Origin of the sequence: Acinetobacter junii, from assembly GCF_018336855.1 — a bacterium.
In the GTDB taxonomy this organism is placed as follows: Bacteria; Pseudomonadota; Gammaproteobacteria; order Pseudomonadales; family Moraxellaceae; genus Acinetobacter; species Acinetobacter junii.
In genome coordinates, this window is record NZ_CP059558.1 from 2,799,291 (window position 1) to 2,825,396 (window position 26,106).

The 26,106-nt window shown below is 39.2% G+C and carries 24 protein-coding genes and 1 tRNA gene; 7 read left to right on the plus strand and 18 right to left on the minus strand.

Features of this window, described 5'->3' with window-relative positions; all coding sequences use genetic code 11:
• Window positions 1-146: 146 nt before the first annotated feature.
• The 6 genes from H2677_RS12905 to H2677_RS12930 all read right to left on the minus strand — a co-directional run bounded on the left by H2677_RS12905 (window position 147) and on the right by H2677_RS12930 (window position 7,489).
• Window positions 147-1,307 carry a nucleotide sugar dehydrogenase gene (locus H2677_RS12905; RefSeq protein WP_004950345.1) on the minus strand — a complete coding sequence of 387 codons (1,161 nt, stop codon included), beginning with the start codon at window positions 1,305-1,307 and terminating at the stop codon, window positions 147-149.
• 143 nt (window positions 1,308-1,450) lie between these two features.
• The gene (locus H2677_RS12910) at window positions 1,451-2,377 is read right to left on the minus strand and encodes a branched-chain amino acid transaminase (RefSeq protein ID WP_004950342.1); all 927 of its coding nucleotides are present in this window, start codon (window positions 2,375-2,377) and stop codon (window positions 1,451-1,453) included.
• 26 nt (window positions 2,378-2,403) lie between these two features.
• Window positions 2,404-5,151 (minus strand): bifunctional [glutamate--ammonia ligase]-adenylyl-L-tyrosine phosphorylase/[glutamate--ammonia-ligase] adenylyltransferase, encoded by a 2,748-nt coding sequence (gene glnE / locus H2677_RS12915; protein ID WP_212638704.1) that lies wholly within the window; start codon window positions 5,149-5,151, stop codon window positions 2,404-2,406.
• A gap of 72 nt (window positions 5,152-5,223) precedes the next feature.
• The gene (locus H2677_RS12920) at window positions 5,224-6,495 is read right to left on the minus strand and encodes a sensor histidine kinase (protein ID WP_212638705.1); all 1,272 of its coding nucleotides are present in this window, start codon (window positions 6,493-6,495) and stop codon (window positions 5,224-5,226) included.
• A gap of 176 nt (window positions 6,496-6,671) precedes the next feature.
• Entirely contained in the window at window positions 6,672-7,298 is a 627-nt protein-coding gene (locus H2677_RS12925; protein WP_212638706.1) for a hypothetical protein, read from the minus strand.
• A 104-nt stretch (window positions 7,299-7,402) separates the two neighbouring features.
• A tRNA-Leu gene (locus H2677_RS12930) sits at window positions 7,403-7,489 on the minus strand.
• Window positions 7,490-7,669: 180 nt separating this feature from the next.
• On the opposite strand from H2677_RS12930, the gene queA reads away from it, so the two are divergent.
• The 7 genes from queA to secF all read left to right on the plus strand — a co-directional run bounded on the left by queA (window position 7,670) and on the right by secF (window position 15,064).
• Entirely contained in the window at window positions 7,670-8,707 is a 1,038-nt protein-coding gene (gene queA, locus H2677_RS12935; protein ID WP_212638707.1) for a tRNA preQ1(34) S-adenosylmethionine ribosyltransferase-isomerase QueA, read from the plus strand.
• 13 nt (window positions 8,708-8,720) lie between these two features.
• Window positions 8,721-9,749, plus strand: a complete 1,029-nt coding sequence (locus H2677_RS12940; protein ID WP_212638708.1) for a hypothetical protein — start codon at window positions 8,721-8,723, stop codon at window positions 9,747-9,749.
• Window positions 9,750-9,828: 79 nt separating this feature from the next.
• Complete coding sequence (locus tag H2677_RS12945; RefSeq protein ID WP_099949192.1) at window positions 9,829-10,398, plus strand: LemA family protein; 570 nt, start codon at window positions 9,829-9,831, stop codon at window positions 10,396-10,398.
• 162 nt (window positions 10,399-10,560) lie between these two features.
• Window positions 10,561-11,691: a tRNA guanosine(34) transglycosylase Tgt gene (tgt, locus tag H2677_RS12950; RefSeq protein ID WP_004908968.1), complete on the plus strand. Its 1,131-nt coding sequence runs from the start codon at window positions 10,561-10,563 to the stop codon at window positions 11,689-11,691.
• Window positions 11,692-11,802: 111 nt separating this feature from the next.
• Entirely contained in the window at window positions 11,803-12,132 is a 330-nt protein-coding gene (yajC, locus tag H2677_RS12955) for a preprotein translocase subunit YajC (RefSeq protein WP_004908970.1), read from the plus strand.
• Between the two features lie 51 nt (window positions 12,133-12,183).
• Entirely contained in the window at window positions 12,184-14,085 is a 1,902-nt protein-coding gene (gene secD / locus H2677_RS12960) for a protein translocase subunit SecD (RefSeq protein WP_004950324.1), read from the plus strand.
• A gap of 10 nt (window positions 14,086-14,095) precedes the next feature.
• Complete coding sequence (gene secF / locus H2677_RS12965) at window positions 14,096-15,064, plus strand: protein translocase subunit SecF (RefSeq protein ID WP_004908975.1); 969 nt, start codon at window positions 14,096-14,098, stop codon at window positions 15,062-15,064.
• A gap of 78 nt (window positions 15,065-15,142) precedes the next feature.
• Here secF and H2677_RS12970 read toward each other — a convergent pair whose 3' ends face one another.
• The 12 genes from H2677_RS12970 to H2677_RS13025 all read right to left on the minus strand — a co-directional run bounded on the left by H2677_RS12970 (window position 15,143) and on the right by H2677_RS13025 (window position 26,081).
• Window positions 15,143-15,799, minus strand: a complete 657-nt coding sequence (locus H2677_RS12970) for a 4'-phosphopantetheinyl transferase family protein (protein ID WP_212638709.1) — start codon at window positions 15,797-15,799, stop codon at window positions 15,143-15,145.
• Between the two features lie 64 nt (window positions 15,800-15,863).
• Window positions 15,864-17,273: a ribosome biogenesis GTPase Der gene (der, locus tag H2677_RS12975; protein ID WP_004908978.1), complete on the minus strand. Its 1,410-nt coding sequence runs from the start codon at window positions 17,271-17,273 to the stop codon at window positions 15,864-15,866.
• A gap of 177 nt (window positions 17,274-17,450) precedes the next feature.
• A complete protein-coding gene (gene bamB, locus H2677_RS12980) occupies window positions 17,451-18,593 on the minus strand; it encodes an outer membrane protein assembly factor BamB (RefSeq protein WP_004908980.1) in 1,143 nt (380 codons plus the stop codon).
• The gene (locus tag H2677_RS12985) at window positions 18,593-19,291 is read right to left on the minus strand and encodes a YfgM family protein (RefSeq protein WP_004950316.1); all 699 of its coding nucleotides are present in this window, start codon (window positions 19,289-19,291) and stop codon (window positions 18,593-18,595) included. Before H2677_RS12985 ends, bamB begins: the two co-directional genes overlap by 1 nt.
• Window positions 19,292-19,322: 31 nt before the next feature.
• The gene (hisS, locus tag H2677_RS12990; protein WP_039047056.1) at window positions 19,323-20,615 is read right to left on the minus strand and encodes a histidine--tRNA ligase; all 1,293 of its coding nucleotides are present in this window, start codon (window positions 20,613-20,615) and stop codon (window positions 19,323-19,325) included.
• Entirely contained in the window at window positions 20,612-21,727 is a 1,116-nt protein-coding gene (ispG, locus tag H2677_RS12995; protein WP_004908985.1) for a flavodoxin-dependent (E)-4-hydroxy-3-methylbut-2-enyl-diphosphate synthase, read from the minus strand. Before ispG ends, hisS begins: the two co-directional genes overlap by 4 nt.
• 24 nt (window positions 21,728-21,751) lie before the next feature.
• Entirely contained in the window at window positions 21,752-22,543 is a 792-nt protein-coding gene (locus H2677_RS13000; RefSeq protein WP_004950312.1) for a helix-turn-helix domain-containing protein, read from the minus strand.
• A complete protein-coding gene (pilW, locus tag H2677_RS13005; RefSeq protein WP_004908991.1) occupies window positions 22,534-23,334 on the minus strand; it encodes a type IV pilus biogenesis/stability protein PilW in 801 nt (266 codons plus the stop codon). Before pilW ends, H2677_RS13000 begins: the two co-directional genes overlap by 10 nt.
• 16 nt (window positions 23,335-23,350) lie before the next feature.
• Window positions 23,351-24,586, minus strand: a complete 1,236-nt coding sequence (rlmN, locus tag H2677_RS13010; protein WP_125298602.1) for a 23S rRNA (adenine(2503)-C(2))-methyltransferase RlmN — start codon at window positions 24,584-24,586, stop codon at window positions 23,351-23,353.
• Between the two features lie 121 nt (window positions 24,587-24,707).
• Window positions 24,708-25,139, minus strand: coding sequence for a nucleoside-diphosphate kinase (ndk, locus tag H2677_RS13015; RefSeq protein WP_003654870.1), 432 nt, complete (start codon window positions 25,137-25,139; stop codon window positions 24,708-24,710).
• 107 nt (window positions 25,140-25,246) lie between these two features.
• Window positions 25,247-25,447: a Fe-S cluster assembly protein IscX gene (gene iscX, locus H2677_RS13020; RefSeq protein WP_004652532.1), complete on the minus strand. Its 201-nt coding sequence runs from the start codon at window positions 25,445-25,447 to the stop codon at window positions 25,247-25,249.
• Window positions 25,448-25,529: 82 nt separating this feature from the next.
• Window positions 25,530-26,081, minus strand: a complete 552-nt coding sequence (locus H2677_RS13025; RefSeq protein WP_004908998.1) for a phosphatase PAP2 family protein — start codon at window positions 26,079-26,081, stop codon at window positions 25,530-25,532.
• Window positions 26,082-26,106: the final 25 nt, after the last annotated feature.

A 26,106-nucleotide genomic window follows, 5' to 3' on the forward strand; every position in this document is an offset into this window, starting at 1 on the left:
AGATATTATTTTAAATGCGCGGGAAATAATCCCAAATCGTCAAAACAATATGCACTGAATGTTGAGCTATCTTAGCATAGACCTTGTAACTTTTTTTATTATTAATTCGTCAAACCCTTCAAGCCATTTATGTTTTTATCACCTTATCAATTGATACCAAATAAATCTCGCGTGTAGATTTTTTCCATGACATCACTGAACATCGGCACCATACGATTGACAATAATCAGATCAGAAGCCGATTTAAATTTTTGTAAACTACTCATCACTGGATGCCCAAAATACTCTTTAACATCCAAAGTAGGCTCATAAATCACAATCTTTATGCCCTCTTGAGCAAGTCCTTGTAATACATCATGAACAGCGGATTCTCTGAAATTATCTGAATCGGCTTTCATCGTTAGGCGAAATATACCCACACATGAAACATTATGACTCTTAATATCTTCAATGATCGCCTGTTTGCGAGTTTGGTTAGAGCGAATGATCGCTGAAATCAGCTCTTGAGGAGTATCATCATAATTAGCTAAAAGCTGTTTGGTATCTTTAGGCAAGCAATAACCTCCATAACCAAAAGAAGGATTATTGTAGTGATCACCGATGCGTTGATCCAAACCCACCCCCTTAATAATATCCAAAGCACTCAGCTTGTTTTTTATACAATACGTATCCAACTCATTAAAAAATGCTACTCGCATTGCCAAATATGTATTTGAAAATAGTTTAATGGCCTCAGCTTCAGTTGAGTCAACACAGAGTAAAACCGCATCCTTTCTGACCGTGGCTTTTAAATACAATTTCGCAATCTTTTCTGCGCGTTTAGATTTTTCACCTACGATAATTCTAGATGGGTAGAGATTATCTTGTAAGGCCTGTCCCTCTCTCAAGAACTCTGGAGCAAAGATTAAGTTCTTAAGTTTCAGCTTATTCGAAATTTCTTTGGTATAGCCCACAGGCACTGTAGATTTAATAATCATCAGCGCTTTAGGATTTATTTTTTGAATATCATCGATGACAGATTCAATACTAGAAGTATCAAAATAGTTGGTTTCAGGATTATAGTTTGTTGGGGTTGCAATAATAATCAACTTAGCATCCTGATAGGCACGCTCTTTTTCAGTCGTTGCCTCTAGATGCGACTCAGTTAAATAGTTTTGTATGCAAGTATCACTAATCGGTGAAACTTTTTGGTTTAATAACTTTACACGACTCTTATCAATATCTAGTAAAACCACATCATGCTGCTTAGCAAACAATAAGGCATTTGATAAACCCACATAGCCAGCACCCACTACAGTAATCTTCATTCGTTCTCTAATTTTACTCTTGATCTTAGTGACCAAGCTAAAGAAGTTAGATGAAAGATTAATGATGATTTAATTGCAATCTATTGACATTGTTTCAATAAAAAAAGCGAAGCATGAGCTTCGCTTTCTTCGCAGAGTTTTACTTATTTAACGTAAGTTAACCAATCTGCATATTTATCATTACGACCTTGGACGGCATCAAAGAAAGTCTTTTGAATTTCTGTAGTAATCGGACCACGTGAACCACAACCAATTTGACGGTCATCATACTCACGGATTGGTGTTACTTCAGCAGCTGTACCTGTGAAGAATGCTTCATCAGCGATATAGAATTCATCACGTGTGATACGGCGTTCGATCACTTCATAACCTAAATCTTTAGCAATCGTGATCACCGTTTGACGTGTAATTCCTTCTAATGCACCACCAGCCAAATCAGGTGTATGTAATACGCCATCTTTGATCAAGAATACATTCTCACCAGCGCCTTGGCAGACGAAACCTTGAGGGTCAAGCAACATTGCTTCGTCATAACCTGAACGTGCGACTTCTTGGTGTGCCAAGATAGAAACTGTGTAGTTACCACATGCTTTCGCTTTACACATCGTCACGTTTGGATGATGGTGAGTGAATGAAGAAGTTTTTACACGAATACCACGTGCCATCGCTTCTTCACCCAGATATGCGCCCCAACCCCATGCAGCTACAGCAGCATGAATCGTGTTATCTGTTGCAGCAATACCAAGTTTCTCAGAGCCAATCCAAATTAATGGACGAAGGTAGCAAGACGCTAATTTATTTTCACGAACAACGTCAATTTGTGCTTGTTCTAATGTCGCTTGATCAAATGGAACATTCATTTGATAAATTTTTGCTGAATTTAATAAGCGCTTAGTGTGATCTTGCAAACGGAAGATTGCTGTACCATTTGGGGTTTCATAGGCGCGGACACCTTCAAAGACGCCCATACTGTAGTGTAGTGTGTGAGTTAAGACATGAATTTTTGCATCACGCCAATCCACTAATTTTCCATCTTGCCAAATAAAACCATCACGATCAGCCAAACTCATCGCACATACTCCATTTTTTTACACAATCATTCACTTTCCAATGCTATTGCACTTGGATCAATTAACCTTTGCCATAACTTGCAAACGATCTCGCGGGTATCGTGCCAATCCGCAGCATTAACTTGCATAGATTGATTTGCAAGTGCTAAACGGTGGCTCTCAGCTCGTTCACGGAGATAAGCGTGTATTAATGCTGTGGCATCTTCACTGGATAAGCAGCCTGCTTTAGCAGCATCTTCTAGAATTCTTACATTATCGGAAAAATGGGCGAGATCTGTATTCGTCCCACTCCATGCAAGCACTGCATACTGTGCCATAAATTCGATGTCAACGATACCACCTGAGTCCTGTTTTAAATGAAAAATCCCATGTTTTTTTTGCTCAGAAGATGAACCCAAATGATCTTTCATTTTCTGACGCATTTTTAACACTTCTTCACGTACCTGATTTTCATCACGAACCTGAGTTAAGATTTGACAGCGTACCCGTTCAAATTGCTCACATAAACTTTTCTCACCTGCAATTGAACGTGCACGAACGAGCGCTTGATGTTCCCAAAGCCAAGCACTTTTTTGCTGATACTGCTCATAAGCTTTAAGACTCGTCACCAACATCCCTGCTTCACCAGACGGTCTTAATCGGGTATCAATTTCATAGACCCGACCATCAAGTGTTTGAGTAGTCATCAAGGACATAAATTTCTGAGCAACACGGATCGCAAACTCTGCACCACTGATCCCTTTACGTCCGTCAGTCTCTGTTTGCTCTTGAAAGTCATGAATAAATACTAAATCCAAATCAGAACCGTAGCCTAACTCGATACCACCTAGCTTGCCATAACCAATGACGGCAAAAGCTTGCGCATCCAAAGTACATCGTTGACCCTGACTGTTGACAGGGTAACCATGACGTTGCGCAATCGCTTGATAAGCTAAATTTAAAGTCGCTTGGACACATACTTCAGCAATATCTGTTAATGCATCTGAGACTTTCATTAAATGACTTTCAGCCAAAACATCACTGGCAGCTACAGCGAGTACGTTGCTCTTTTTAAACAATCTCAATACTCGCATTTGATCTTCAACCTGATCAATTTCAATGCGCATTAATTGTTGGCGTAAGGAATCTTCTAAATCTTTGCGTTGCGGCAACCCAAAGTCCATTGAAAGGAACTCATCCAACAAGACGGGGTATTGTGTTAACTCTTCACAGATCCACGGGCTTACTGTCGCCATTTTTACTAAACGCTGCAAAGCACCACGACTTTCCATCAACATGACTAAATAGACAGTTCGACGTAATACAGACTCGACCAAGGGCATTAATCGTAATAAAGCCATTTGAGGTTGATCTGATTGTAAAATGGCTTCTACTAGATGAGGCCAAAATTTCTTAAGCCGTTCTAAAGCACTCGCAGGAATTTTACGTAGTGCTTGCCCATGCCAAAAATTTTGGATCAAGTTTTTAGCATCATCATCCAGAACTGCATTCAGACGTTGTTCTAGTTCTACAGAATCATCTATTGGAGCAGAGAACTCTTTTTCTTGAATGAGTTGTTTAAACTGAACTTTGACTTTATCTCTTTTTTGATTCAGAACATTTAAGAAAGAAGACCAATCACTAAAACCCAAGGTATCTATCATACGTTGACGCAATTCAGGTTCAGACGGTAGAGATTGAGTTTGTTGATCATTTAATGCCTGAATTGCATGTTCAACTCGTCTTAAAAACAAATAAGCATCTTCAAGATCAAAAACAGCCTGCTGATCCAATAATTCAGCATCACCCAAATGGTGTAAATTGACTAAACATTGTCGATCTTGCAGTTCCCGTCGGGAACCACCATAGATCAACTGAAAAACTTGCACGATAAACTCGATCTCACGTATTCCGCCAGCGCCTAATTTAATATCATCTTCGATATTACGACGAAGAACTTCTCGCTCAATCATGGCTTTCATTTCACGCATCGCAGCGAATGCAGAATAATCAACATAACGCCGGAAGACGAATGGACGAGCCATATCCATCAAATCTTCGCCTTCTTTTCCACCTGTAATCACACGGGCTTTAATCCATGCATAGCGTTCCCATTCACGCCCATGCTGGCTCAGATATTTTTCCAAACCTGTATGACTGATCGCTAAAGCTGAACCGTCACCCCACGGACGTAAACGCATATCTACACGGAAGACAAAACCATCCGCAGTGATATGGTCTAATAGATAAATTAACTTCTGTCCCCACAAAATACAGAATTGCTGAACATCAATACATTTACGACCATTGGTCTCACCTTGCTCATCAAAAGCAAAAATCAGATCAATATCACTGGATAAATTCAGCTCTTTTGCACCAAGTTTCCCCATTCCAATGACAATCAAATCCTGAACCTGACCTGAATAACCGATTGGCTCACCGTGTTTAGCAATCAATGGCTTTCGCGCAAAATCTTTCGCAACGCAGATACAAGCATCAGCAAAATCAGAAAGCTCTCGAGTCAGTGTCACTACATCGGTTAATTGGTTTGCATCTTGCCAAATCCAACGAAACATTAATTTAGCACGCAAAATACGCAATGCCTTCATCCATGCTTGCTCATCAGTCTGAACTGCAACCGTTTCTTGGACGGTTTGGTGAATCGTTTCGGTAGATAAAGAGGTTGAAAATTGATCTTTGCTATAGGCTTGTTCTAATTCTGATTGGTATAAATTTAAAACTTGTTCTGCATATTGGCTTGCAACTAAGGTTTTATGTAGCTGTTCCGCATTCATATAAAAAAGCTCAACTGATGTCAGGTCATCTCTAGTAGTTATATCAGTTACATCGTTATCTTTAAAATCACTTTAGACTAATTTCGCTTTCGACTTATGTTGTTCGGTAGATAATTCAGCATGTTGGCGTTCAGCAGGTAAGCAAACTTTAAAGACAGTGCCCTCACCCTCTTCAGATGTCACACTGATTTCACCATGGTTCAGCTCAACAAAACGCTTACACAAAGAAAGCCCTAAACCCGCACCTTTTTCACCAGCTGTGCCCTTTAAACTCACCGTCATACGTGGTTGAAATAAATTCTGTATCTGTTCTTCTGTCATTCCCAAACCAGAATCTTTCACTCGTATTTCCACGAATTCGCCCTGAGGTTGGGCTTGAATATAAACTTTTCCTGCGCCATCCGTATCCGTAAATTTCAATGCATTTGAAACAAGGTTTTGGATCAAAGAAGTCACCATATTCATATCTGCATAGATTTTAAGACTCTCATCTACTTCATTGATCAATTGGATATTTTTCTTCAACGCTAAGGTTTTTAAAATATCGGTCACGATATCGGTAATTTGTCTTAATTTAAAATTTATTGGGTGATATACAAAACGCCCACCTTCAGCCATTGCCCAATTCAACAAACTTTCCAACAGGTTGTAAGTCGACTGTGACGTCTCATAGAGATAGTCAGCGATGTTTTGGATACTTGATTCATCCAATGTATCGCGCTCTTTAGCCAAAATCTCTGAAAAACCCAATAAACCATGGAAGGGAGCGCGTAAATCATGGGAAATAATAGAAAAGAATTTTGTCTTGCTAAAATTTAATGCAGACTCTTGTTCGTATAATTCTTTGAGTTCATCGTGATTGAGTTTCAATTCAAGTTTTTGCATAAAGCTTTTACAGTGGTCTTGTAAAAGTTGTTTTTGAACTGCACTAAAATCTCGGACAGCTTCATCAAACAAAATTAGATAACCTAAAGAGGTTTGATCTGGATGCCTCAGATGAACAGCGACAAGGGATTGTGCTTTAGATTTCAACGCATGTACAAACGAAAGTAAATTTGAATAATGTGGATGAGCTTCATCAATAAAATCGTTATTTACAAACAGAGTATTCAAACTTTTCGTGACTTTTGTAGCGTCAATTGCAGTCAACTTTTCTGAACAGTGATGCCAAAAATAAGGCTCTTGATGAAAAATAAGTAAAGCTTTACCGACTTGCATTAATGTTTTATTGAATTGTAAGAACTGTTCAAGCAAATTTTGCTCTGAAGTGAGACCCAAAGAAAGAGAAATTTTACAAGCACTTAACTTGTCGGCTTGCTGTAATTCTAGTAATTGAATAGCCATGCTTGCCTCTCGGATATTATCGTTATTCGGTTATTTACGTTTTAATAAGAAAAAATGTGAAAACTATCACTACTATTAACAAACTTTAACATAAAAGGCAATTCTTGATTAAATCAATTCGCAACAAAACGTGAAATTTCATTAAATTTAAACGTATTGAATTATGTATCGAAGATTTATTTTTTAGCTACATGTTGAATGTTTAAGTCATCATAAATTTTTGTCAGTGCATCAACATTAGAAAATAATATACCTGAAATAATTGCAATCAATATCCCAATAACCAATGAAATTACAGTGCCTATTAAAAGAACTAATGTATCAACCTTGAATGTTTCAAGACCTAAGCTATTCATCAAAAAGACAAATATATTATTCGTCTGAATAATTATTATTGCTAAACAATAGAATCCAACCAACATCCATTTCTTCTTCTGATAATTCTTTTTAGAAGATTCTGCAGTTAAAATCACCTTCCCATTATCTATAATTATATCCACCATATGACGAGCTCCTATCAATCGTTTGATCATAATAAAAAAACTTTTTGGATATTCTTTAATGACATAATCAACTTCAAGATGACTTACCTTTTCAGAACACACTAAAGCTTGAGCAGCACAATCCTTTACAATTTTTTCTTTGTCTTGTTCATAATAATTGTCAATATATTCGGTTATCGCAGCTAACCGCTCTAGATAGAATTTCCGTCTATGAGTAAATCTTTTTGCTTTATCCAACCAAACAAAGAACGGGAATATCGCTAAAAAAACTGGTAATACTTTTATAATTAAATCTAACACTCAATCCTCTTTTACATTTATTGTCAGAATATAAGTTTAAATTGAAAATGTTTCGGCATTAAAAAACCCCAAGCCTTTAATACCAGCTTGGGGTCTTTGAATCTTGGTCCCGAGGGTCGGACTCGAACCGACACGTCATCTCTGACAGCGGATTTTGAGTCCGCCGCGTCTACCAATTTCACCACCTCGGGAAGAGTGCGATGCTTTGTGTTGCGTATGATAACCTGTTTGATTTTATTGTCAAACCCCATCTTTAACTTATTGTTCACTTTTAAATCATTCAGTTATTTTTCTTAGGAAGTTATCAGCAGCTCAGCGCAAAAATACAAAAAAGACTATACTACACACAATTTCTGCAATGTTTTAGATGTATGCAACTTTCAGACTTTTCATTTGATCTCCCTGATGAACTTATAGCTCGCTATCCTCTAGAAAGCCGTAGCGCTTCGCGTTTACTTCATATCGATGATCAAGGTCATTACCATGATCATAGCTTTACTGATATTTTGGATTTATTAAACGAGGGTGATTTGCTCGTATTAAATGATACCAAAGTCATGAAAGCTCGCTTGAAAGGTAAACGTGCAACTGGTGGGGCAATTGAAGTTCTTGTTGAACGTATGCTGGACACACACACAGCTCACTGTCATATTAAATCAAGTAATTCACCTAAAGCTGGTGCAGAACTTTATATCGGTGAAGATTCAGTTCCAGTTACGGTACAAGGTCGCCATGAAAACCTGTTTGTGGTTGAGTTTTCACAACCGATTTTATCGGTACTTGATCAATACGGTCAGCTCCCTATCCCTCCTTATTTCAATCGTGAAGCAGAAGAAATTGATACAGAACGATATCAAACGGTTTTCCACGATCCTGAAAAAATTGCTAGCGTTGCTGCCCCAACAGCAAGTTTGCACTTTGACCAAGATTTATTAGAAAAATTAGCAGCAAAAGGTGTGCAAAAGACATTTGTGACTTTGCATGTCGGTGCAGGCACATTTATGCCAGTTCGTACAACAGACATTACCAATCACATTATGCACAGTGAATGGTGTGATGTTCCAGAATCCACGATTGATCTTATTTTAGAAACCAAAGCACGTGGTAATAAAGTGATTGCAGTAGGTACGACAGCAACTCGTGCATTGGAAAGCGCAGCTCAAGCAAATGATGGCAAAATTGCTGCATGGACAGGTGATACTCAGATTTTCATTTATCCAGGCTACCAATTCTGTATCGTCGATCGTTTGATTACCAACTTCCATTTGCCCGAATCAACACTTTTAATGCTTGTTTCTGCGTTATCAAATCGAGACAACATTTTATCGGCTTATGAGCATGCAGTTAAAGAACGTTATCGTTTCTTTAGCTACGGTGATGCTATGCTAATAGACAAATTAATCGTTTGATTTAAATACGCTTATGCCGATCGATACAGTACAACAAGCATTACATATAAGACGTAAAAAAAATGCTCAAGTTTTTCGCAATATCGCTCGGCTGTGGGAAGCGGGACAATCATCACACACGGATCAAGCATTATTAGATGCCTTGCATCCGTGGCGTGAAGATCACAGTCTGCGTTTTTTTAATATTTTGCCTTATTTATTGGCAACAATTAGTCTAAGCACTTTAATCTTTGGATATTTTCTACACCCCCATCTACAATTTATTTGGAGTTTTTTGGGTGCTTTTTTGACAGGTTTTCTTGCTTATCTACTTTATGAGTCAAAACAACCACTTGAACAAGTGATTGAATATTTAGAACAAAGAATGATTCAACTTCGTTATGGTTTGAATTTCCAACAACTCCCTGCTTATCTTCCGATTCAGGCGCAACCATTACTTGTAATAAGTAAATTGAAGCAATCTTTTCCACTGTTTAATCGTGGAACTGAATCAAATGAAATTACACATTATGCTTCTACCGTTTGGAACGATGGAACGACTAAACATCAAGTCCTGATTTTTAAATACCATTACGTAAGTGAAATGCCAATTTTTCAAGATGGCAATAGCGATAAAAAAATTGTTAAAGAAATCCATAAAGATTTATGGGGTGCTTTTGTTTTTCAAATGCCTAATTTGGGCATTGCTATTAGTGATCAGCGCTCTCGTTTTTTTGAACCGTATACTCGCTCATGGCAAAGCAGTGATATTTTAATTAATCAGAAACTCAATATTTTTGGTCTAGATCAGCATCAACTTGCAAAAAGTATTAGCCCAAGTTTGACACTCAAGTTACATGATTTTTTTGAACATTTTTCAGGTGATTTAATTTATCATCATGAAGAGCAGATTTTGTGTTATCTCGGTGAACAGGACCTTTTCCGAATCACGAGTAAACATGATGAAATCCACGATATACCTGCATTGAGAGGTCATTTACGAACCATGACAATGCCTGAATATCAGCGTTTTCAACAATTGATGCTTAATTTAATTCAATAAATAGCCGATAAATCTTTTTAGAACAAAGATAAGTGGAATTTGCTCAGTTCCATTAAGGCAACAATAACGAGGTAAGGTCATGACTGGTTTAATTATTTTCTTGGGGATTTTTGTTCTTTTGATTGTATGGGGCATTCATATTCGCAATACGATTGTACGCTACTTTAATGCGACCAAACGTGCATGGTCAGAAGTGGCCAATTTTGAACGTCAAAAAGTTAAAACGCTTGAATCTTTAGAAACGACCTTGAGCCGTTACACTGAGTTTGAAAAATCAACCTTAGAAAAAGTAACTGAGCTTCGTCAGCAAATCCTTAATTTAAATGTTAATGATACTGATATTTCTCAACTACAAAGCATCGAAAAAATGAGCAAAGAACTCATTCGCAGTCTCAACGTTGTTGTTGAAAATTATCCTGAGCTTAAAGCTGATACGCTTTACAGCAAAATGATGGATGATATTCAGGAACAAAATGAAAATGTCGGTGCTGCTATTACGATCTTTAACCGTAATGTTGAGTTATTCAACAATCATATCCAGATTTTCCCAAATAATTTGATCAATACAATGACATTATCCAAGAAAGAAATTCGTCCTTTCAAAGATAATTTAGCGACTGAAAATTTTGACTATAAACCAAATTTTTAAAAGTAAATTTAAACATTTAAAAGCCAATTTCAGCTTCGTTTTGAAATGGCTTTTTTATTTTTTCTCTATAGCTACATTTAGTAGTAGAACTACACACCATAATCAAGGAAAATAGCCGTTTTTGATCAGCGAACTGTTTTTTCGCCTTGATGGATTGGTGTCATGCAATTTGAAAAATTAGGTCAGTCGGGGCGCGCCCGTCGTGGTCGACTCACTTTAGAACATGGTGTTGTTGAGACACCTGTATTTATGCCCGTTGGTACTTACGGTACTGTAAAAGGCATGTTGCCTCGTGATATTGAAGAAATTCAAGCACAAATTATTTTGGGTAACACCTTCCATTTATATTTACGCCCTGGCTTAGAAGTGATTAAAGAGCACGGCGGTCTGCACGAGTTTATTCAATGGGATAAACCAATTTTGACTGACTCAGGTGGTTTCCAAGTATTTAGCTTGGGCGCAATGCGTAAAATCAAAGAGGAAGGCGTGACTTTCCGCTCTCCAATTGACGGTTCAAAAGTTTTCTTATCTCCTGAAATTTCGATGGAAATTCAGCATGTCTTAAATTCAGACATCGTGATGATTTTTGACGAGTGCACACCTTATCCAGCAACACATGAAGAGGCTCAGAAATCATTACAGCTTTCTTTACGTTGGGCAAAACGTTGTAAAACCCACCACCACGATGAACTTAAGAATAAAAATGCATTATTCGGCATCATCCAAGGTGGTATGTACGAGGATTTGCGTGATGAATCTCTTGCAGGCTTACTCGAAGTCGGTTTCGATGGTTATGCGATCGGAGGTCTCTCCGTAGGTGAACCTAAAGAGGAAATGATCAAAGTTCTTGATTATTTACCAAACAAAATGCCTCAGGATAAACCTCGCTATTTGATGGGTGTAGGTAAGCCAGAAGATATCGTTGAAGCGGTTCGTCGCGGTGTTGATATGTTTGACTGCGTAATGCCTACACGTAATGCACGTAACGGTCATTATTTTGTCACTGATGGTCTGGTAAGAATTCGTAATAGCAAATATCGTCATGATAAAGGACCCTTAGACCCTCATTGCGACTGTTACACTTGTAAAAACTTTACTCGTGCCTATTTATATCATTTAGAGAAGTGCGGTGAGATGTTGGCATCGATGCTCGGTACGATTCATAACTTACGTTATTACCAACGCCTTACTCAAGGCATGCGTGATGCTCTAGATAATGGTACGTTTGACGAGTATGTTCAGGACTTTTATGCCCGTCGTGGTTTAGAGGTTCCACCCTGCCCTGAAGATTAATGTATAAGTAAATGCATCAAGATTTGCGCCTAAACGCAAGACAAGGTACATTGCAAAACGAATTGGAATTTAATCGTAATTTTTCGCTTTATCTTTTATTAGGAAATTAAAATGAGCTTTTTCATTTCTACCGCTCACGCTGCTCCTGCAGCAGCTCAAGGCCCAAGCTTAATGGCAAACTTATTGATGATTGCTGTTTTTATTGCAATCTTCTATTTCTTGATCTGGAGACCTCAAGCTAAACGTGCGAAAGAACACCGTTCTTTGATCGAAAGCTTAGGTGTAGGAAGTGAAATCGTTTTTGCTGGTGGTTTAATGGGGAAAATCACGAAGCTTGATGGTGACTTCGCTGTTGTTGAGTTAAGCCGTGGCGTAGAAGTAAAAATCCAACGTGCAAGTGTCATTTCAGTATTACCTGAAGGCACACTAAATAACCTTTAATCATAAAATAGTCGTGCCTCAGCACGACTTTTTCATTTAAGAAGAAAACGAATGCGTTACCCTGCATGGAAATATTTACTGATTCTCGTCGTTCTCGTGATCAGTACGTTATATGCACTTCCAAGTCTGTATCCTGATGAACCTGCTGTCCAAATTTCTGGTGCAAAAGCAGGTACACAAATTGATCAAACGGTTGTGCAAAAAGCTGAGCAGATTCTGAAAGCTGCCAACATCAGTAGCCATGATAATAGTTTCACCAACAATGCGGCATTATTACGTTTAGACACTTCAGAAGCTCAATTAAAAGCAAAAGAAGTGCTACGTCGTGATTTAGGTGAAGACTACGTGGTTGCACTTAACCTTGCGCCAACCACACCTGAATGGTTGCAAAAGATTGGTGCAAAACCGATGAAACTCGGTTTGGACTTACGTGGTGGTGTACACTTCTTGCTCGAAGTCGACATGGATAAAGCGATTAGCCAACGTATGGAAACATCGGCAACTGATCTGCGTCGTCAATTTCGTGACAACAAAATCAAATTTAATAATTTAGCACTGAATAACAATACCATTACTGTTCAGTTTGCCAATACAACTGACCGTGATGCAGCAGCAGATTTCTTACGTCGAAATGGCAATGAGTTCACACAGCAAGCACTTGCAAGCACAGATGGCGCTTTACTGAAACTCAACTATACAGATGTTCGTCGTCAAGAAATTCAATCTTACGCGGTGAATCAAAACTTAACGACCCTACGTAATCGTATTAACGAGTTAGGTGTTGCTGAAGCATTGGTACAAACTCAGGGTAGTAACCGTATCGTGGTTGAGTTACCTGGCGTTCAAGATACTGCTGAAGCAAAACGTGTCTTAGGTCGTACAGCAAACTTAGAATTCCGTTTGGTTTCAGATAGCAATGATCAATATATTGATCCATACACTGGAAAATATAACGATCAGCCTCTTCCTCCAGGTACTGAAGTTTTTGCTTTTGAATCACTGGACAGCGGTCGTCAGCTTTTACTTCAACGCAATCGTATTTTGACAGGTGAACGCGTTCAAAATGCAAGCTCTGGCTTTAGCCAAGACTCTGGTGGTGCAGAAGTTAATATTACGCTAGACACTGCTGGCGGTAAGTTAATGGCAGATGCAACACGTAATGCTGTTGGCAAACGTATGGCTGTATTGTTTATTGAAAATAAACAAAAGATTAGCTATGTCACTGATCCAGCTACAGGTACTCAGACTGAAGTCCGCACACCATATACTGAATCTGTCGTGATCAACGCTGCAACAATTCAAGCCGTTTTAGGATCTCAATTCCGTATTACAGGTCTTGATTCTCCTCAAGAAGCAGCCGAACTTGCTTTAATGTTACGTGCAGGTGCGCTTGCAGCGCCAATGTACTTTGTTGAAGAACGAGTTGTCGGTCCAAGCCTTGGTCAAGAAAATATTGATGCAGGTGTATTATCGACTCAGATTGGTTTCATTCTTGTTGCCATCTGGATGGTGGTATTCTTCCGCTTATTTGGTGTAATTGCGAATTTCGCTCTGGTATTTAACCTTGCGATGATTCTTACTGTTATGTCTTGGTTAGGTGCTTCCCTTACCCTTCCTGGTATTGCAGGTATCGTGATTGGCATCGGTATGGCTGTCGATGCAAACGTTCTGATCTGTGAACGAATACGAGAAGAAATGCTGTGGGGTGCCTCTCCAAAACAAGCCATTGTTGCGGGTTATGATCGAGCCTATAACACTATTTTTGACTCGAACTTAACGACGTTTATTGTTGCATTTATCTTATTCGCTATCGGTACAGGCCCTATCAAAGGCTTCGCTGTGACGCTTATGATTGGTATCGTATGTTCGATGTTTACTGCGATTACAGTAACACGTGCGATCGTACAACTCATTTATGGCAAACGCCGTAATTTGACTAAGTTGAGCATTTAAGGAGATTCATATGACTGATCTGACTCAACAAGACTCAAAACAATACGGTCGTCCTGATGATGCAAAAATCATCCCATTTATGAAGATAGCAAAACCTGCTGCAATCTTCTCAATCTTGCTGACCATCGTAAGTATCTTTTTTATTGCGACTAAAGGTCTAAACCTCGGTTTAGACTTTACAGGCGGTGTATCAGCTGAGTTGAATTATGCCCAGGCAGTTCAACCTGCTCAAGTTTCACAAGCATTAGATCGTGCTGGATTTAAGGATGCTGTTGTACAAACGTTAGGAAGTAATACAGACCTAATTGTACGTATGCCAGTACAAGAAGATTTAAACGTAGCAGACCTAAGTGAAACGATTACTAAAGCAGTACAGTTACCAAACAATGCTGCTGAAGTGCATAAAGTTGATGCTGTAGGCGGTCAAGTCGGTAATGAGCTGTACATTCGCTCTGCTGGTGCATTAGCACTTGCGATGATTCTGATGTTAATCTACGTGACGATTCGCTTTGAGTTCAAACTTGCGATGGGTGCTGTGTTATCGTTATTCCACGATATCATCATTATTATCGGTACATTTGCATTATTCCAATGGCAATTTGATCTAAGTGTACTTGCAGCGATTCTTGCGGTAATGGGTTTCTCACTTAACGATAACATCGTTGTCTCAGACCGTATTCGTGAAAATTTCCGTAAGATTCGCGGTGCGACACCACGTGAAATTGTAGATATTGCATTAACAGAAACTTTACGTCGTACCATTCACACCTCAATGACATTGTTACTTGTAGTTCTAGCAATGATGTTTGTTGGTGGTGATGGTCTGCATTTATTCTCTGTTGCCATGTTTGTCGGTGTATTCGTTGGTACCTATTCATCGATTTATATCGGAACAGCATTTGCATTATGGCGTGGTCTTAACCGTCAAGATTTTATTGTTCAAGTTAAACCTGAATTTGAAGAAGATCATATTCCTTAAGGTTTTCCACAAATACAGATTAAAAATGCCAGTGTTATCACTGGCATTTTTTGTGGGTGATCATTTTTAAATTAGTATTTAGTCATGTTGAATTACCTGAATATCAGGAAACTGGAAACCTCTACAAGACAGTTCGGCTCGCCAAGCTATAGTCAATATAATTTTTTGATTCAACAAAAAGTTCTGATAACCAAATTTTCCAATTAAAGGATGTGAACACATCCCTCCCTGCTGTTCTGGATGTACATTTGTATTCAGAGTATTCAGATCCAAACGGATACCCAGACCTGAAGCTTTTAAAACAGCTTCTTTGGTCGTCCAAACTTTAAACCAGTACTCCCTATCTTCATCCAACTGTTGCCAAATTTCATATTCTTTGGGATGAAAAGCATGTTTAGCAAAAGTATCAAAACGCACTTTGCGTTCCAATTCCTCGAGATCAACACCAATATCCCGAATTCGATCACTTAGTCCTAACACATAGCTTTCTTTGCTATGTGAATGGTTAAAGTTGAGCATATGAGAAGTTAAATAAGGTTTACCATGCTCATGTTTGGCAAAATCTAAATCAGCAACATCACATCCGAGATGTTGTGATAGTAATTGATTACGAAACTGCTTGATCTGTTGTTTTTTATAGTCATTAAATGAGCGAAAATCAGAAAAATCGCTTTGCTGTAAATCTAAAATGTTATCTAGCGTTTGAACATGTAATTCAATCTTACGCTGAGTCATTGATCATGTCCTTATTGATAAAAAAACCCAAATTAAAATTTGGGTTTTGATGACACTCAAAAAATTATCGCTTAAATTTCTTTTCAGCCTTTTTGAATTTCTGAATATAACGACGTTTACGTGCCGCAACACGCTCATCCACTTGAGACTTACGCCCTTCGAATGGATTTTCAGACGTTTTAAAATCGATTTTTACAGGTGTGCCTTCCAGTTTATAAACCTTACGAAACACGTTTTCTAAATAGCGACGGTAATCCGCAGGTGTCTTATCCACTTTATTCCCGTGAATCACAATCGTTGGTGGATTTTGTCCACCCATATGCGCATAACGCATTTTGATACGACGACCACCAATTGAAGGCGGCTGATGTGCTTCAGTCGCATCATTTAGAATTTGCGTTAATTTAGCTGGTGATACTTTCAGATTTGAAGATTCATAGGCACGATGAATAGATGGGTATAATTCGCCCACACCTGTACCATGTAGAGCTGAAATCAAATGAATCTTTGCCCAAGGAATGAAATCGAAACGACGTTCAACATCGAGTTTACATTGCTTACGATCGTACTCGGTCATGTTGTCCCATTTATTGATGGCAATCACCATCGCACGACCCGCTTCAAGCGCATAACCGATCAAATGTAAATCTTGTTCAACAATCCCTTCACGAGCATCAACTACAACGACAACCACATGTGCATCTTTCATCGCTTGCAAAGTTTTTACGATTGAGAATTTCTCAATCATTTCATCAACCTTACCTTTACGACGCACCCCTGCAGTATCAATCAACGTATATTGACGACCATCTCGTTCAAATGGGATATAAATCGAGTCACGTGTTGTACCTGGTTGGTCAAATGCAACAACGCGTTCTTCACCAAGTAAGCGGTTGACCAATGTTGATTTACCAACGTTAGGACGACCAATAATAGCTAAACGTAAACCCGTGTTTTTATTATGCTCTTCTGGATTCTCATCTTCAGGTACTTCGGCTAATACCTCTTCAAGCATTTGCTGAACACCACGACCATGACTCGCAGCAACTTGCATCGGTTCACCCATACCGAGCTTATAAAACTCAACAAGGGCTGCTTCAGCATGTACACCATCAACTTTGTTAGCAACTAAGTAAACTTTTTTACCCAATGTACGTAGTTCACGGGCAATTTGCTCATCTGATGCTAAAAGTCCAGCACGTGCATCAACTACAAAGATAATAATATCAGCTTCATGGATCGCAGTTTTTGACTGCTCCGCCATGTAAGAGTCAATACCACCCTCATTTTCACCGATACCACCTGTATCAACCACAATAAAGGATTTGTTTTGATAAACCGCGTCACCATATTTGCGGTCACGAGTTAAACCAGCGAAGTCAGCAACCAAAGCATCACGGCTTTTTGTGATTTGGTTAAATAGCGTTGATTTTCCGACGTTTGGACGACCAATGAGCGCAATAACGGGTTTCATAAATTAACCTTAATTCAGACGAGCCATCGTTGATGACAGCATTCTAGAAATAGTATGGAAGATTTTGGTGATTTAAAAAATCACAATAAAAATTCGGGGTTTTGTATACACAAATACCCCGATCATTCTTTTATTAGCAACTGCTAATTAAGCATTTTAACACAAGCGTAGGAAAAATTAACGATTCTGCCAAATGCTTAATGCACCTTTTCGTGTTGCCACATAAAGTTGGTCATTGATGACACGTAAGGACTGGACTTCACCGCTGGTTTTTGCACGCCCAACTAGTTTCCCCGACGCTGGATCAATCAAATGCAAAACACCATCTAGATCACCAACCACAAGGTTTTGACCAAGTACAACTGGGTTACTCAATTGGCGATTTAGTAATTCTTCATTTTGCCAAACCAACTCACCTGTCGCTAAATTGTAAGCATTTAATTTGCCATCAACAGTTGAGATAAAAACTTTATCTTCTGCGACTTCAGGACGATTGGTACTACTTGCATCCTCGCTCCACACCACACGTTGTGTCGCTAAGTCAGTGACAGTGACTTGACCTTGGAAGCTTGTTGTAACCAAATATTGACCTGCAACAACAGGATCACCAACAATGTCGATTAAACGCTGGATGTCTGAGCGCCCTTCACTGATTGCAACACGGCGTTGGAAACGAGGGACTCCACTGATTACATCCAAGCCATAAACATAAGCATTTGCAGAAGCGACTAAAACTGTTCGCTCATCTAATGCCACTGGTGCTGGTTGACCACGTAAACTGAATTGAACATTTGGTAATTTATAGGCCCAAACTTGCTGCCCTGTAACTGCATCATGAGCAAAAACAGTACCGTCATTTGCAATCGTAATCACACGCCCTGATTGGATTAATGATGGAGATAAAATGGCACCAGACAATTGTGCTGTCCATTTTTGTTCGCCAGTCATTTGATCAAGAGCAAATAATTGACCTTTTCGGTTGCCGATAATCACAATGCCTTCAGCAGCTTCCACGCCAGCAGTTAGCTCTTGTTTGGTTATTTTACTTTTCCAAAGTCGATCTTTACCTTTGTAAGCAGAAACCTGACCGTCTGGATCAATCGCAAAAATCACACCGTTATCTGTGTCCAATTGCAAACGTAATGCTTCAGCAGCATTCGTTGAAGAAACACTTTGCGAAAATACAAGGTTAAGACTTTGTTGTTGCTGTATTTTTGGCAAAGGATTCGGTTTTGCTTCTTTAACTTTGTTGCTCGAACATCCAACCAATAAGGCTGAAGCAACTGCAATTGCCAAAGGGAGTTTTAGTATATTCTGCATTAAGACTCATCCACTTTAGTATCTAAGATTGGGCGTTCAAAATCAGGATCATCTACTAAAACGCCAACACTTTCGAGTTTAATTTGTAAAAGCTGACGTTCTTGCTTACGTTCAAGTACATTATTCCATGCACTTTGATACGCCTTACGTGCAGATTCAACATCTTTTTTAGCAACATAAATATCGCCACGCAACTCATCTACTGTTGCTTTAAAAGCAGGTTCAGAAACATTAGATAAAGTTTTTAGAGCCTCATCATATTTTTTCTGAGCCAATTGAGAATCAGCTAAACGTATTTTCACAATTTGCATTAAACCTGCATCTTTAACTTTTGAGTTTTCGACTTTCTTTAATGCTTTTTCAGCTGCGGCATAATCTTGTTTTTCATATGCCAGCTTAGCCAAAATGAATTGCGTCTGAATTGCTTGCACTGAATCAGCATCATCTTTCACAATCTTATCAGCAGCTTCTGATACCGTCGCAAAAGCATTGGGTTGACCCGCAACCGCTTTAGCTTCGTCCATGAGCTTTTGGACTTTAGCTGTTTGATTCTGTGATTCAGCCAAATTCTTTTTTTGCCAATATTCCCAACCAAAAAAGGCAATCAAGGCAATGAGAATTCCGCTAATCATGGCAGAACCATATTTTTTGGCAAACGACTTTAAACTGTCGAGTTGTTCTTCATCACTTAAGCTCATGTGATTGTCCTTTTCCTAAATATTGTGCAATTTATTGTTTAAATTTTTCGAGCAAAAATGCTGTCAATTCAGTGACCGCAACCTGAGATTGTTCCCCTGTTGCAAGCTCTTTAACCAGAAGCTGTTGTGATTCCCACTCACGCTCACCTAAAATCACCGCATAGATCGCGCCAGATTGATCCGCTTTTTTCATTTGGCTCTTCATACTGCCCTGAGAACCCGTTTTGAAACGAATTGAACTGTTGACTGCCTCTAACTGATCACGGACTTGTTCAGCCAATACCAATGCTTTCGCTTGGTAAGCAGGCTCAGCCAATAAGAACACTTCGCAATCACGAACTGGTTTAGCTTGTTCAACTTGCTCAAGCAAAAGCAGCAAACGCTCCATTCCCATCGCAAAGCCGACTGCAGGAACCGATTGATCTGCTTTACCTTTGAGTTGTCCAACTAGACCATCATAACGACCACCAGCACATACTGTACCTTGTGAACCCAACATGGTTGTTGTCCATTCAAATACAGTTTTGTTGTAGTAGTCTAAACCACGTACTAACTTTTGATTAATAACAAACTGAATGCCAGCATCTGTTAAATATTGCTGTAATTGGTTGAAATGGTTTAATGAGTCTTCTTTCAAGAAATCATGTAGCTTCGGTGCATTTTCTAGAATTTTTTGTGTCGACTCAATTTTAGAATCTAGGATACGAAGCGGATTCGTAGTCAAACGACGCTGTGAATCCTCATCTAATGCATCTTTATGCTCATTGAGAAAGGCAACCAATGCATTACGATATTCTGTACGCTCATCAGTTTCGCCTAAAGTGTTTAACTCAAGTTGAACTTTATCCGCGACACCCATACGCTTCCACAAACGCGCCGTCATAAGGATGATTTCAGCATCAATATCTGGTGTCGCCACACCAAAAGTTTCGACACCAAATTGGTGGAACTGACGATAGCGACCTTTTTGTGGTTTTTCATAGCGGAACATTGGACCGACATACCATACACGTGGGGTTGCCCCACGAAGTAAGTTATGTTCCAACATTGCACGCACACAACCTGCTGTACCTTCAGGACGTAAGGTTAATGATTCAGGCGGATTACCTTTATCAAAAAAGGTATACATTTCTTTTTCAACGATATCCGTTGCATCGCCAATCGCGCGCTTAAATAAACCAGTTTGCTCGACAATAGGTAAACGAATTTGCTGATAACCGTATGCATCCATCAAAGATGCAAGTTGTTGTTCCAGACTTCTCCATGCCGCAGTTTGCGATGGAAGGGTGTCATTAAAACCTTTAATAGCGACAATTGAACTCATGATGAACTACGAATAATTTCTTTAGATTTTGCTTCTTCAAGCTCTTGAACACGTTGACGAACCATCGACTCGATTTCATCAACCAACTGATTTGTATCAATCAAATGGCTTTTTTCACCATTGCGATAAACTAGTGAACGCGGCGACGCACCAACGACACCAATATCAGCTTCTTTAGCTTCCCCTGGTCCGTTGACTTTACAGCCAATCACAGATACGTCCATTGGTGTGCGGATATCTTCCAAACGTTCTTCCAATGCTTGCATCACTTGAATAACATTAAACTCTTGACGTGAACAACTTGGACACGCGATGAAATTAATGCCATTCGAACGTAAACCTAATGATTTTAAAATATCAAAACCAATTTTAATTTCATCTTCTGGTTCTGCAGCTAGCGAGATACGCATGGTATCGCCGATGCCTTCCATCAGTAACCCACCAAGTGCAATTGCTGATTTCACCGTTCCAGTACGATAGATGCCTGCTTCAGTCACACCGAGATGCAGAGGATTATCAATCTGTTGTGATAATAAACGGTAAGCATCCATAGTTAAAAATACATTCGATGCTTTTACACTAACCTTAAATTCATGAAAGTCTAAACGATCTAAGATATCAATATGACGCATCGCAGACTCAAGCAATGCCTGACCCGTTGGTTCTCCATATTTGACTTGCAGATCTTTCTCTAAAGAACCTGCATTCACCCCGATACGAATTGAAATACCATGATGTTTTGCAGCAGCAACGACTTCACGCACTTTTTGATCTGATCCAATATTACCTGGATTGATACGAAGACAATCTGCCCCGTAATCCGCGACAGCCAAAGCAATACGATGGTCAAAATGAATATCAGCAACTAAAGGAACCGAAACGCGTTTTCTAATCGCACCGAAAGCTTCAGCAGCCTCCATAGATGGTACTGAGACACGCATGATATCGGCACCAGCATCTACACAACGCTGAATTTGTGCAACTGTGGCATCGACATCACAAGTTTCTGTATTTGTCATACTTTGAACACTGATCGGCGCATCACCACCGACATACACCGAACCAACACGAATTTTTCGTGTCGGGCGGCGCTTAATTGGGTTCACGATCATCGTATAGCTCTACTCTAATTGGCATTAACGAGACAAACGGAATTCTGCTTTTCCATTAACGGTGTATGGAGATAAGGAGATTTGCTCTTGGTTTAAACTCAATGACACAGCAGTTGCATCATCCAAACGTATTTGGAATGGTGACTCACCACTGAGTGTCAATGTAGATGATTGACGACCTGTTGCCAATACTTTACCAGTCGCATCAACAATATGAACTGATGTTGGACGGCTAAAACCAAGCACCAACTGATCACCTGATGTAGTTACGGTATTACCCATTGGAAGAATTTCAACATCTGAATTCGTCACTTTTGGTACATCAACTTCATCTTTTTGACTTGAGGTCCAGTTCTGTACAGCCATTACAGCCAACCACCCCAAAACAAGTACAGCAACTAAAATCGATAAACGTTTTAGCCATTTACGATTACGTACACTTTTAGAGCCTGAAAGTTTCCCCATAATTTTAATTGGAGAGTTATTCAAAGCATGATTTGCTTTTAAGCCTGTATCGTTTGCGTAGATTTCATCAAAGCGTTGAATGATCACACTGGCATCTGCATTTAAGCATTTGGCATACGCACGATAGTAACCTTTGATGAAAGTTGCTTCTGGCAATGATTTATAATCATCTTGCTCTAATGCCGTTAACGTTTTAACAGGCATATTCAAAACGTTTGCAATCTCTTCAAGTTCTTTCTTTTGTGCAATACGAATTTGACGCAAATACTCACCTGGTCGTTGAATATTTCCTAACGTAGACGAAGGTGAGGTTGAGCCAGTTGGCTGATGTGAATTTGGATTTATTTCCATACGGCCTCAGTACTGTACTGTAATTGCAAATAACGTTGATATTCTGGACTATCAGGAAATAAAGCACGCATTTGATTCACTAATACTTGCATTCCTAATTGATCCGCATTCGCTCGAGCAATGCGTATACCGATCCAAAGTGCACGAGCACCTTGATTTTTCTGCCCGACATTACGAACGTATTGTTCATAAAGTTGCGATGCATCTCTATTATTTTGTTGCAAATAGAAAATTTCGGACAACTCTAACATTGAAATTGTCGAATTTCGATTTGCTTGTAAGGCTTGCTTGAATGATTTTTCAGCATTCGCAACATCACCCAGTTTTAAATAGATTCGACCCAAGTTTTCCAACGATTGGTAACGCTGTTCGTAACCTAACGTCGCACCTGCAACGGTAAATTGCTCAATCGCCTCATTATAACGTTGCATTTGATACAAATATGTACCGTAATTATTACGAGCTTGGGCATTATCGGGTTCTGAAGAGATTGCTCGCTTAAAATAAGCTTCTGCTTTCTCCATGTTTGGTTTGCTGCCTTCTTGTTGCAACAAAACACCCATCATCATATTGGCAGTAGCATCACGTGGATCAATTTTTAAAGCTTGATCAAGGGAGCGTTTCGCTGAATCTAAATCACGTGTTCGAATATATTCAGCAGCGAGTTGAGTTCGGACTTGTACTGCCTTTTCTGGATCTTTTCTTAACGTTGTTGATTGGCAGGCAGTCAAACCTAATACAGTAAACACAACAGTAGTAGCTAAAATCGTTTTTAGTCGAGTTGTATTCAACGCTTTTCCCCTAAGATTATCCTTGTGTACGCAATATTTCTTGTCGTTGCGCCACTTTCTTTTTCCATTGTTCTGCACGGCGAGTTCGGTCTGCAACTTGCCCAACCAATTGACCACATGCTGCATCAATATCATCACCACGTGTCTGACGAATCGTACACACAAATCCTGCATCAGACAAAGTTTTTTGGAATGCAATAATACGATTTCTGCTTGAACGGCCGTATGGCGCATGCGGAAATGGATTAAATGGAATCAGGTTGATTTTACTTGGAAGATTTTTTAATAATTTTAATAATTGTTGAGCATGCTCAGGCTGATCATTGACACCTTCAAGCATGACATATTCAATCGTGACATGACGACGTGCGCTTTCATTACCATCTTTGGCTAAATAGCGCTGACAAGCAGCAATTAACTGTGCCAATGGGTATTTTTTATTAATTGGTACTAATTCATTACGCAACTCATCATTTGGCGCATGTAAAGAAATTGCCAAAGCAACATCAATATCTTGTGCGAGTTGGTCAATCTTCGGTACAACCCCAGAGGTCGATAAAGTTACACGGCGTTTAGACATACCATATGCAAAATCATCTAGCATTAACTGCATAGAACTCAACACCGCATCATAATTGAGTAATGGTTCACCCATACCCATCATTACGACATTAGTTACAGTTCTTTCGCGCTCAGCTACAGGTACATCTTCCATATAAGAATAATTTGCCACCCAAAGCTGACCAATAATTTCAGCAGGTGTTAAGTCACGTTGGAAACCTTGTTTACCTGTTGAACAGAATGAACAATCAAGCGCACATCCAACTTGAGATGAAATACAAAGTGTTTTACGCGCACCCGTTTTATCTTCTGCTGGAATGAGTACAGTCTCAACTAAAGACCCCTCACCATCTCCTACACGGAAAACCCACTTACGAGTGCCGTCTTTAGAATAATTACGGTGTACAACTTCAGGAGCTTTGATTTCACAAATTTTTTCTAATTTTTCGCGAAGTTTGCCGGAGATATTGGTCATCTCAGCAAAATCAGTAACAAAATATTGATGAATCCATTTCATCACTTGACCAGCGCGAAACTTCTTTTCACCTAATTCTTCAAAAAAGGCTTCTAATTCTGTACGTGACATGCCAAGTAAATTTACTTTTTTATCGGCAGCTTGGACGACAGATGTAGAAACAGACTGTTGTTTTTCATCCAAATTTTCTGATGAAACGACCACTGCAGAACTCATGTATATTTACCTAAACGATATCAGCACTAGAAAATATTGTGCATTATTCACACAATTCAATCTATAAAAAACAAAAAACCAGATAAGTAGTATACCACTTATCTGGCTTGAATACTTTGGATTAACGAGTGCGTGGGCAAATCTCGTTATCAGCAAAGAAGTAAGCGATTTCACGCTCAGCAGAAGCTACTGAGTCAGAACCGTGAGCAGCATTTTCATCGATGCTTACAGCGAAGTCAGCACGAATCGTACCTGGAGCAGCTTCTTTAGGGTTTGTAGCACCTAAGATTTCGCGGTGAGCAAGAACTGCGTTTTCACCTTCAAGAACTGATACAACAACTGGACCAGAAGTCATGAAAGCAACTAAATCACCAAAGAAACCACGTTCTTTGTGCTCTGCGTAGAAACCTTCAGCATCAGCTTGAGAAAGGTGTTTCATTTTAGTCGCAACGATTTTTAAACCCGCTTTTTCGAAACGAGCAAAAATGTCACCGATGTGGTTTTTAGAAACTGCATCTGGTTTTACGATAGATAAAGTACGCTCAATCGCCATGATTGACTCCTATTATGTGTAAACTAAAAAAATTTGCCGCATTATACCGATGTAATCGTTAATAATCAGCTTGAATATCTAAAAGTTCTGAGATTTCTGATAAATTTTTAACGAACTTCGTCTAACCAAGCCATTTGAATGGCTTCAAGCAAACCTTCTGTCGACTTATTTGGATCATCGCTAAAGTCTGGTAATGCGCAAACCCATGCATGTAAATCAGTAAAACGAATCCATTGTGGATCCACATCTGGATGTGCTTCAGTGAGTTCAATCGCAATATCAATCGTATCTGTCCAACGTAAACCCATGAGTTAACCTAATAGAATGTGATTATTGAACGTACTTTAACAAATGATGTGTTTTAAGAGATAGTGATGACCATCAAAAACATCACAAAATCACGTTAAAACTTGGCGCGAGTAAGATAATGGTGCTAGCTACCGATGCACCAATGATCGCACCAACAATCACATCACTCGGATAATGCAAACCAAGCACCATACGAGATAAAGCGACCAGTATGGTAAACGGCAACATCAGAATGAGTAAAAGTGGTTGTATATAACCTAATGTGATTGTCACCATCACTGCGTGCAAAGTGTGCCCCGAAGGAAAGCTAAAATGATCTAAAGGTCGCTCACCTAGTACAATCACCTGATGCACTTGATAAGGTCGAGGACGGGTCGTTTTATTTTTCAAGAATTTATAAATGAGTGTCCCTATAGAACCCATCACAACGAGATAGAGTATATTCAGACCGTATGCCAAACCCTGCATTGTCCAAACAGACAACAACATGACATACCAAAATGGTCCATCTCCCAAACGACTAATCGTTTTAAAAAATAGTGCAATACGTTGTGACTGTGATAGATGGTTAAGGTAAACACAGCCTTTTAAATCGAGATCGAGCATTTTTATTTTTGCATTTTCAAATTTCATATTTTTTCTCCTCTTAATGAGAATT

What these genes read in the sequence shown, in the direction of transcription:
- glnE (WP_212638704.1), bottom strand. Translation starts at nt 5,151, where the DNA reads ATGAATGCGGAACAGCTACATAAAACCTTAGTTGCAAGCCAATATGCA.
- H2677_RS12910 (WP_004950342.1), bottom strand. Translation starts at nt 2,377, where the DNA reads ATGAGTTTGGCTGATCGTGATGGTTTTATTTGGCAAGATGGAAAATTA.
- H2677_RS13025 (WP_004908998.1), bottom strand. Translation starts at nt 26,081, where the DNA reads ATGAAATTTGAAAATGCAAAAATAAAAATGCTCGATCTCGATTTAAAA.
- queA (WP_212638707.1), top strand. Translation starts at nt 7,670, where the DNA reads ATGCAACTTTCAGACTTTTCATTTGATCTCCCTGATGAACTTATAGCT.
- H2677_RS12920 (WP_212638705.1), bottom strand. Translation starts at nt 6,495, where the DNA reads ATGGCTATTCAATTACTAGAATTACAGCAAGCCGACAAGTTAAGTGCT.
- bamB (WP_004908980.1), bottom strand. Translation starts at nt 18,593, where the DNA reads ATGCAGAATATACTAAAACTCCCTTTGGCAATTGCAGTTGCTTCAGCC.
- ndk (WP_003654870.1), bottom strand. Translation starts at nt 25,139, where the DNA reads ATGGCGATTGAGCGTACTTTATCTATCGTAAAACCAGATGCAGTTTCT.
- H2677_RS12970 (WP_212638709.1), bottom strand. Translation starts at nt 15,799, where the DNA reads ATGACTCAGCGTAAGATTGAATTACATGTTCAAACGCTAGATAACATT.
- secF (WP_004908975.1), top strand. Translation starts at nt 14,096, where the DNA reads ATGACTGATCTGACTCAACAAGACTCAAAACAATACGGTCGTCCTGAT.
- H2677_RS12905 (WP_004950345.1), bottom strand. Translation starts at nt 1,307, where the DNA reads ATGAAGATTACTGTAGTGGGTGCTGGCTATGTGGGTTTATCAAATGCC.
- hisS (WP_039047056.1), bottom strand. Translation starts at nt 20,615, where the DNA reads ATGAGTTCAATTGTCGCTATTAAAGGTTTTAATGACACCCTTCCATCG.
- ispG (WP_004908985.1), bottom strand. Translation starts at nt 21,727, where the DNA reads ATGATCGTGAACCCAATTAAGCGCCGCCCGACACGAAAAATTCGTGTT.
- der (WP_004908978.1), bottom strand. Translation starts at nt 17,273, where the DNA reads ATGAAACCCGTTATTGCGCTCATTGGTCGTCCAAACGTCGGAAAATCA.
- H2677_RS12940 (WP_212638708.1), top strand. Translation starts at nt 8,721, where the DNA reads ATGCCGATCGATACAGTACAACAAGCATTACATATAAGACGTAAAAAA.
- yajC (WP_004908970.1), top strand. Translation starts at nt 11,803, where the DNA reads ATGAGCTTTTTCATTTCTACCGCTCACGCTGCTCCTGCAGCAGCTCAA.
- iscX (WP_004652532.1), bottom strand. Translation starts at nt 25,447, where the DNA reads ATGGGTTTACGTTGGACAGATACGATTGATATTGCGATTGAACTCACT.
- H2677_RS13000 (WP_004950312.1), bottom strand. Translation starts at nt 22,543, where the DNA reads ATGGAAATAAATCCAAATTCACATCAGCCAACTGGCTCAACCTCACCT.
- secD (WP_004950324.1), top strand. Translation starts at nt 12,184, where the DNA reads ATGCGTTACCCTGCATGGAAATATTTACTGATTCTCGTCGTTCTCGTG.
- H2677_RS12945 (WP_099949192.1), top strand. Translation starts at nt 9,829, where the DNA reads ATGACTGGTTTAATTATTTTCTTGGGGATTTTTGTTCTTTTGATTGTA.
- rlmN (WP_125298602.1), bottom strand. Translation starts at nt 24,586, where the DNA reads ATGAGTTCTGCAGTGGTCGTTTCATCAGAAAATTTGGATGAAAAACAA.
- H2677_RS12985 (WP_004950316.1), bottom strand. Translation starts at nt 19,291, where the DNA reads ATGAGCTTAAGTGATGAAGAACAACTCGACAGTTTAAAGTCGTTTGCC.
- tgt (WP_004908968.1), top strand. Translation starts at nt 10,561, where the DNA reads ATGCAATTTGAAAAATTAGGTCAGTCGGGGCGCGCCCGTCGTGGTCGA.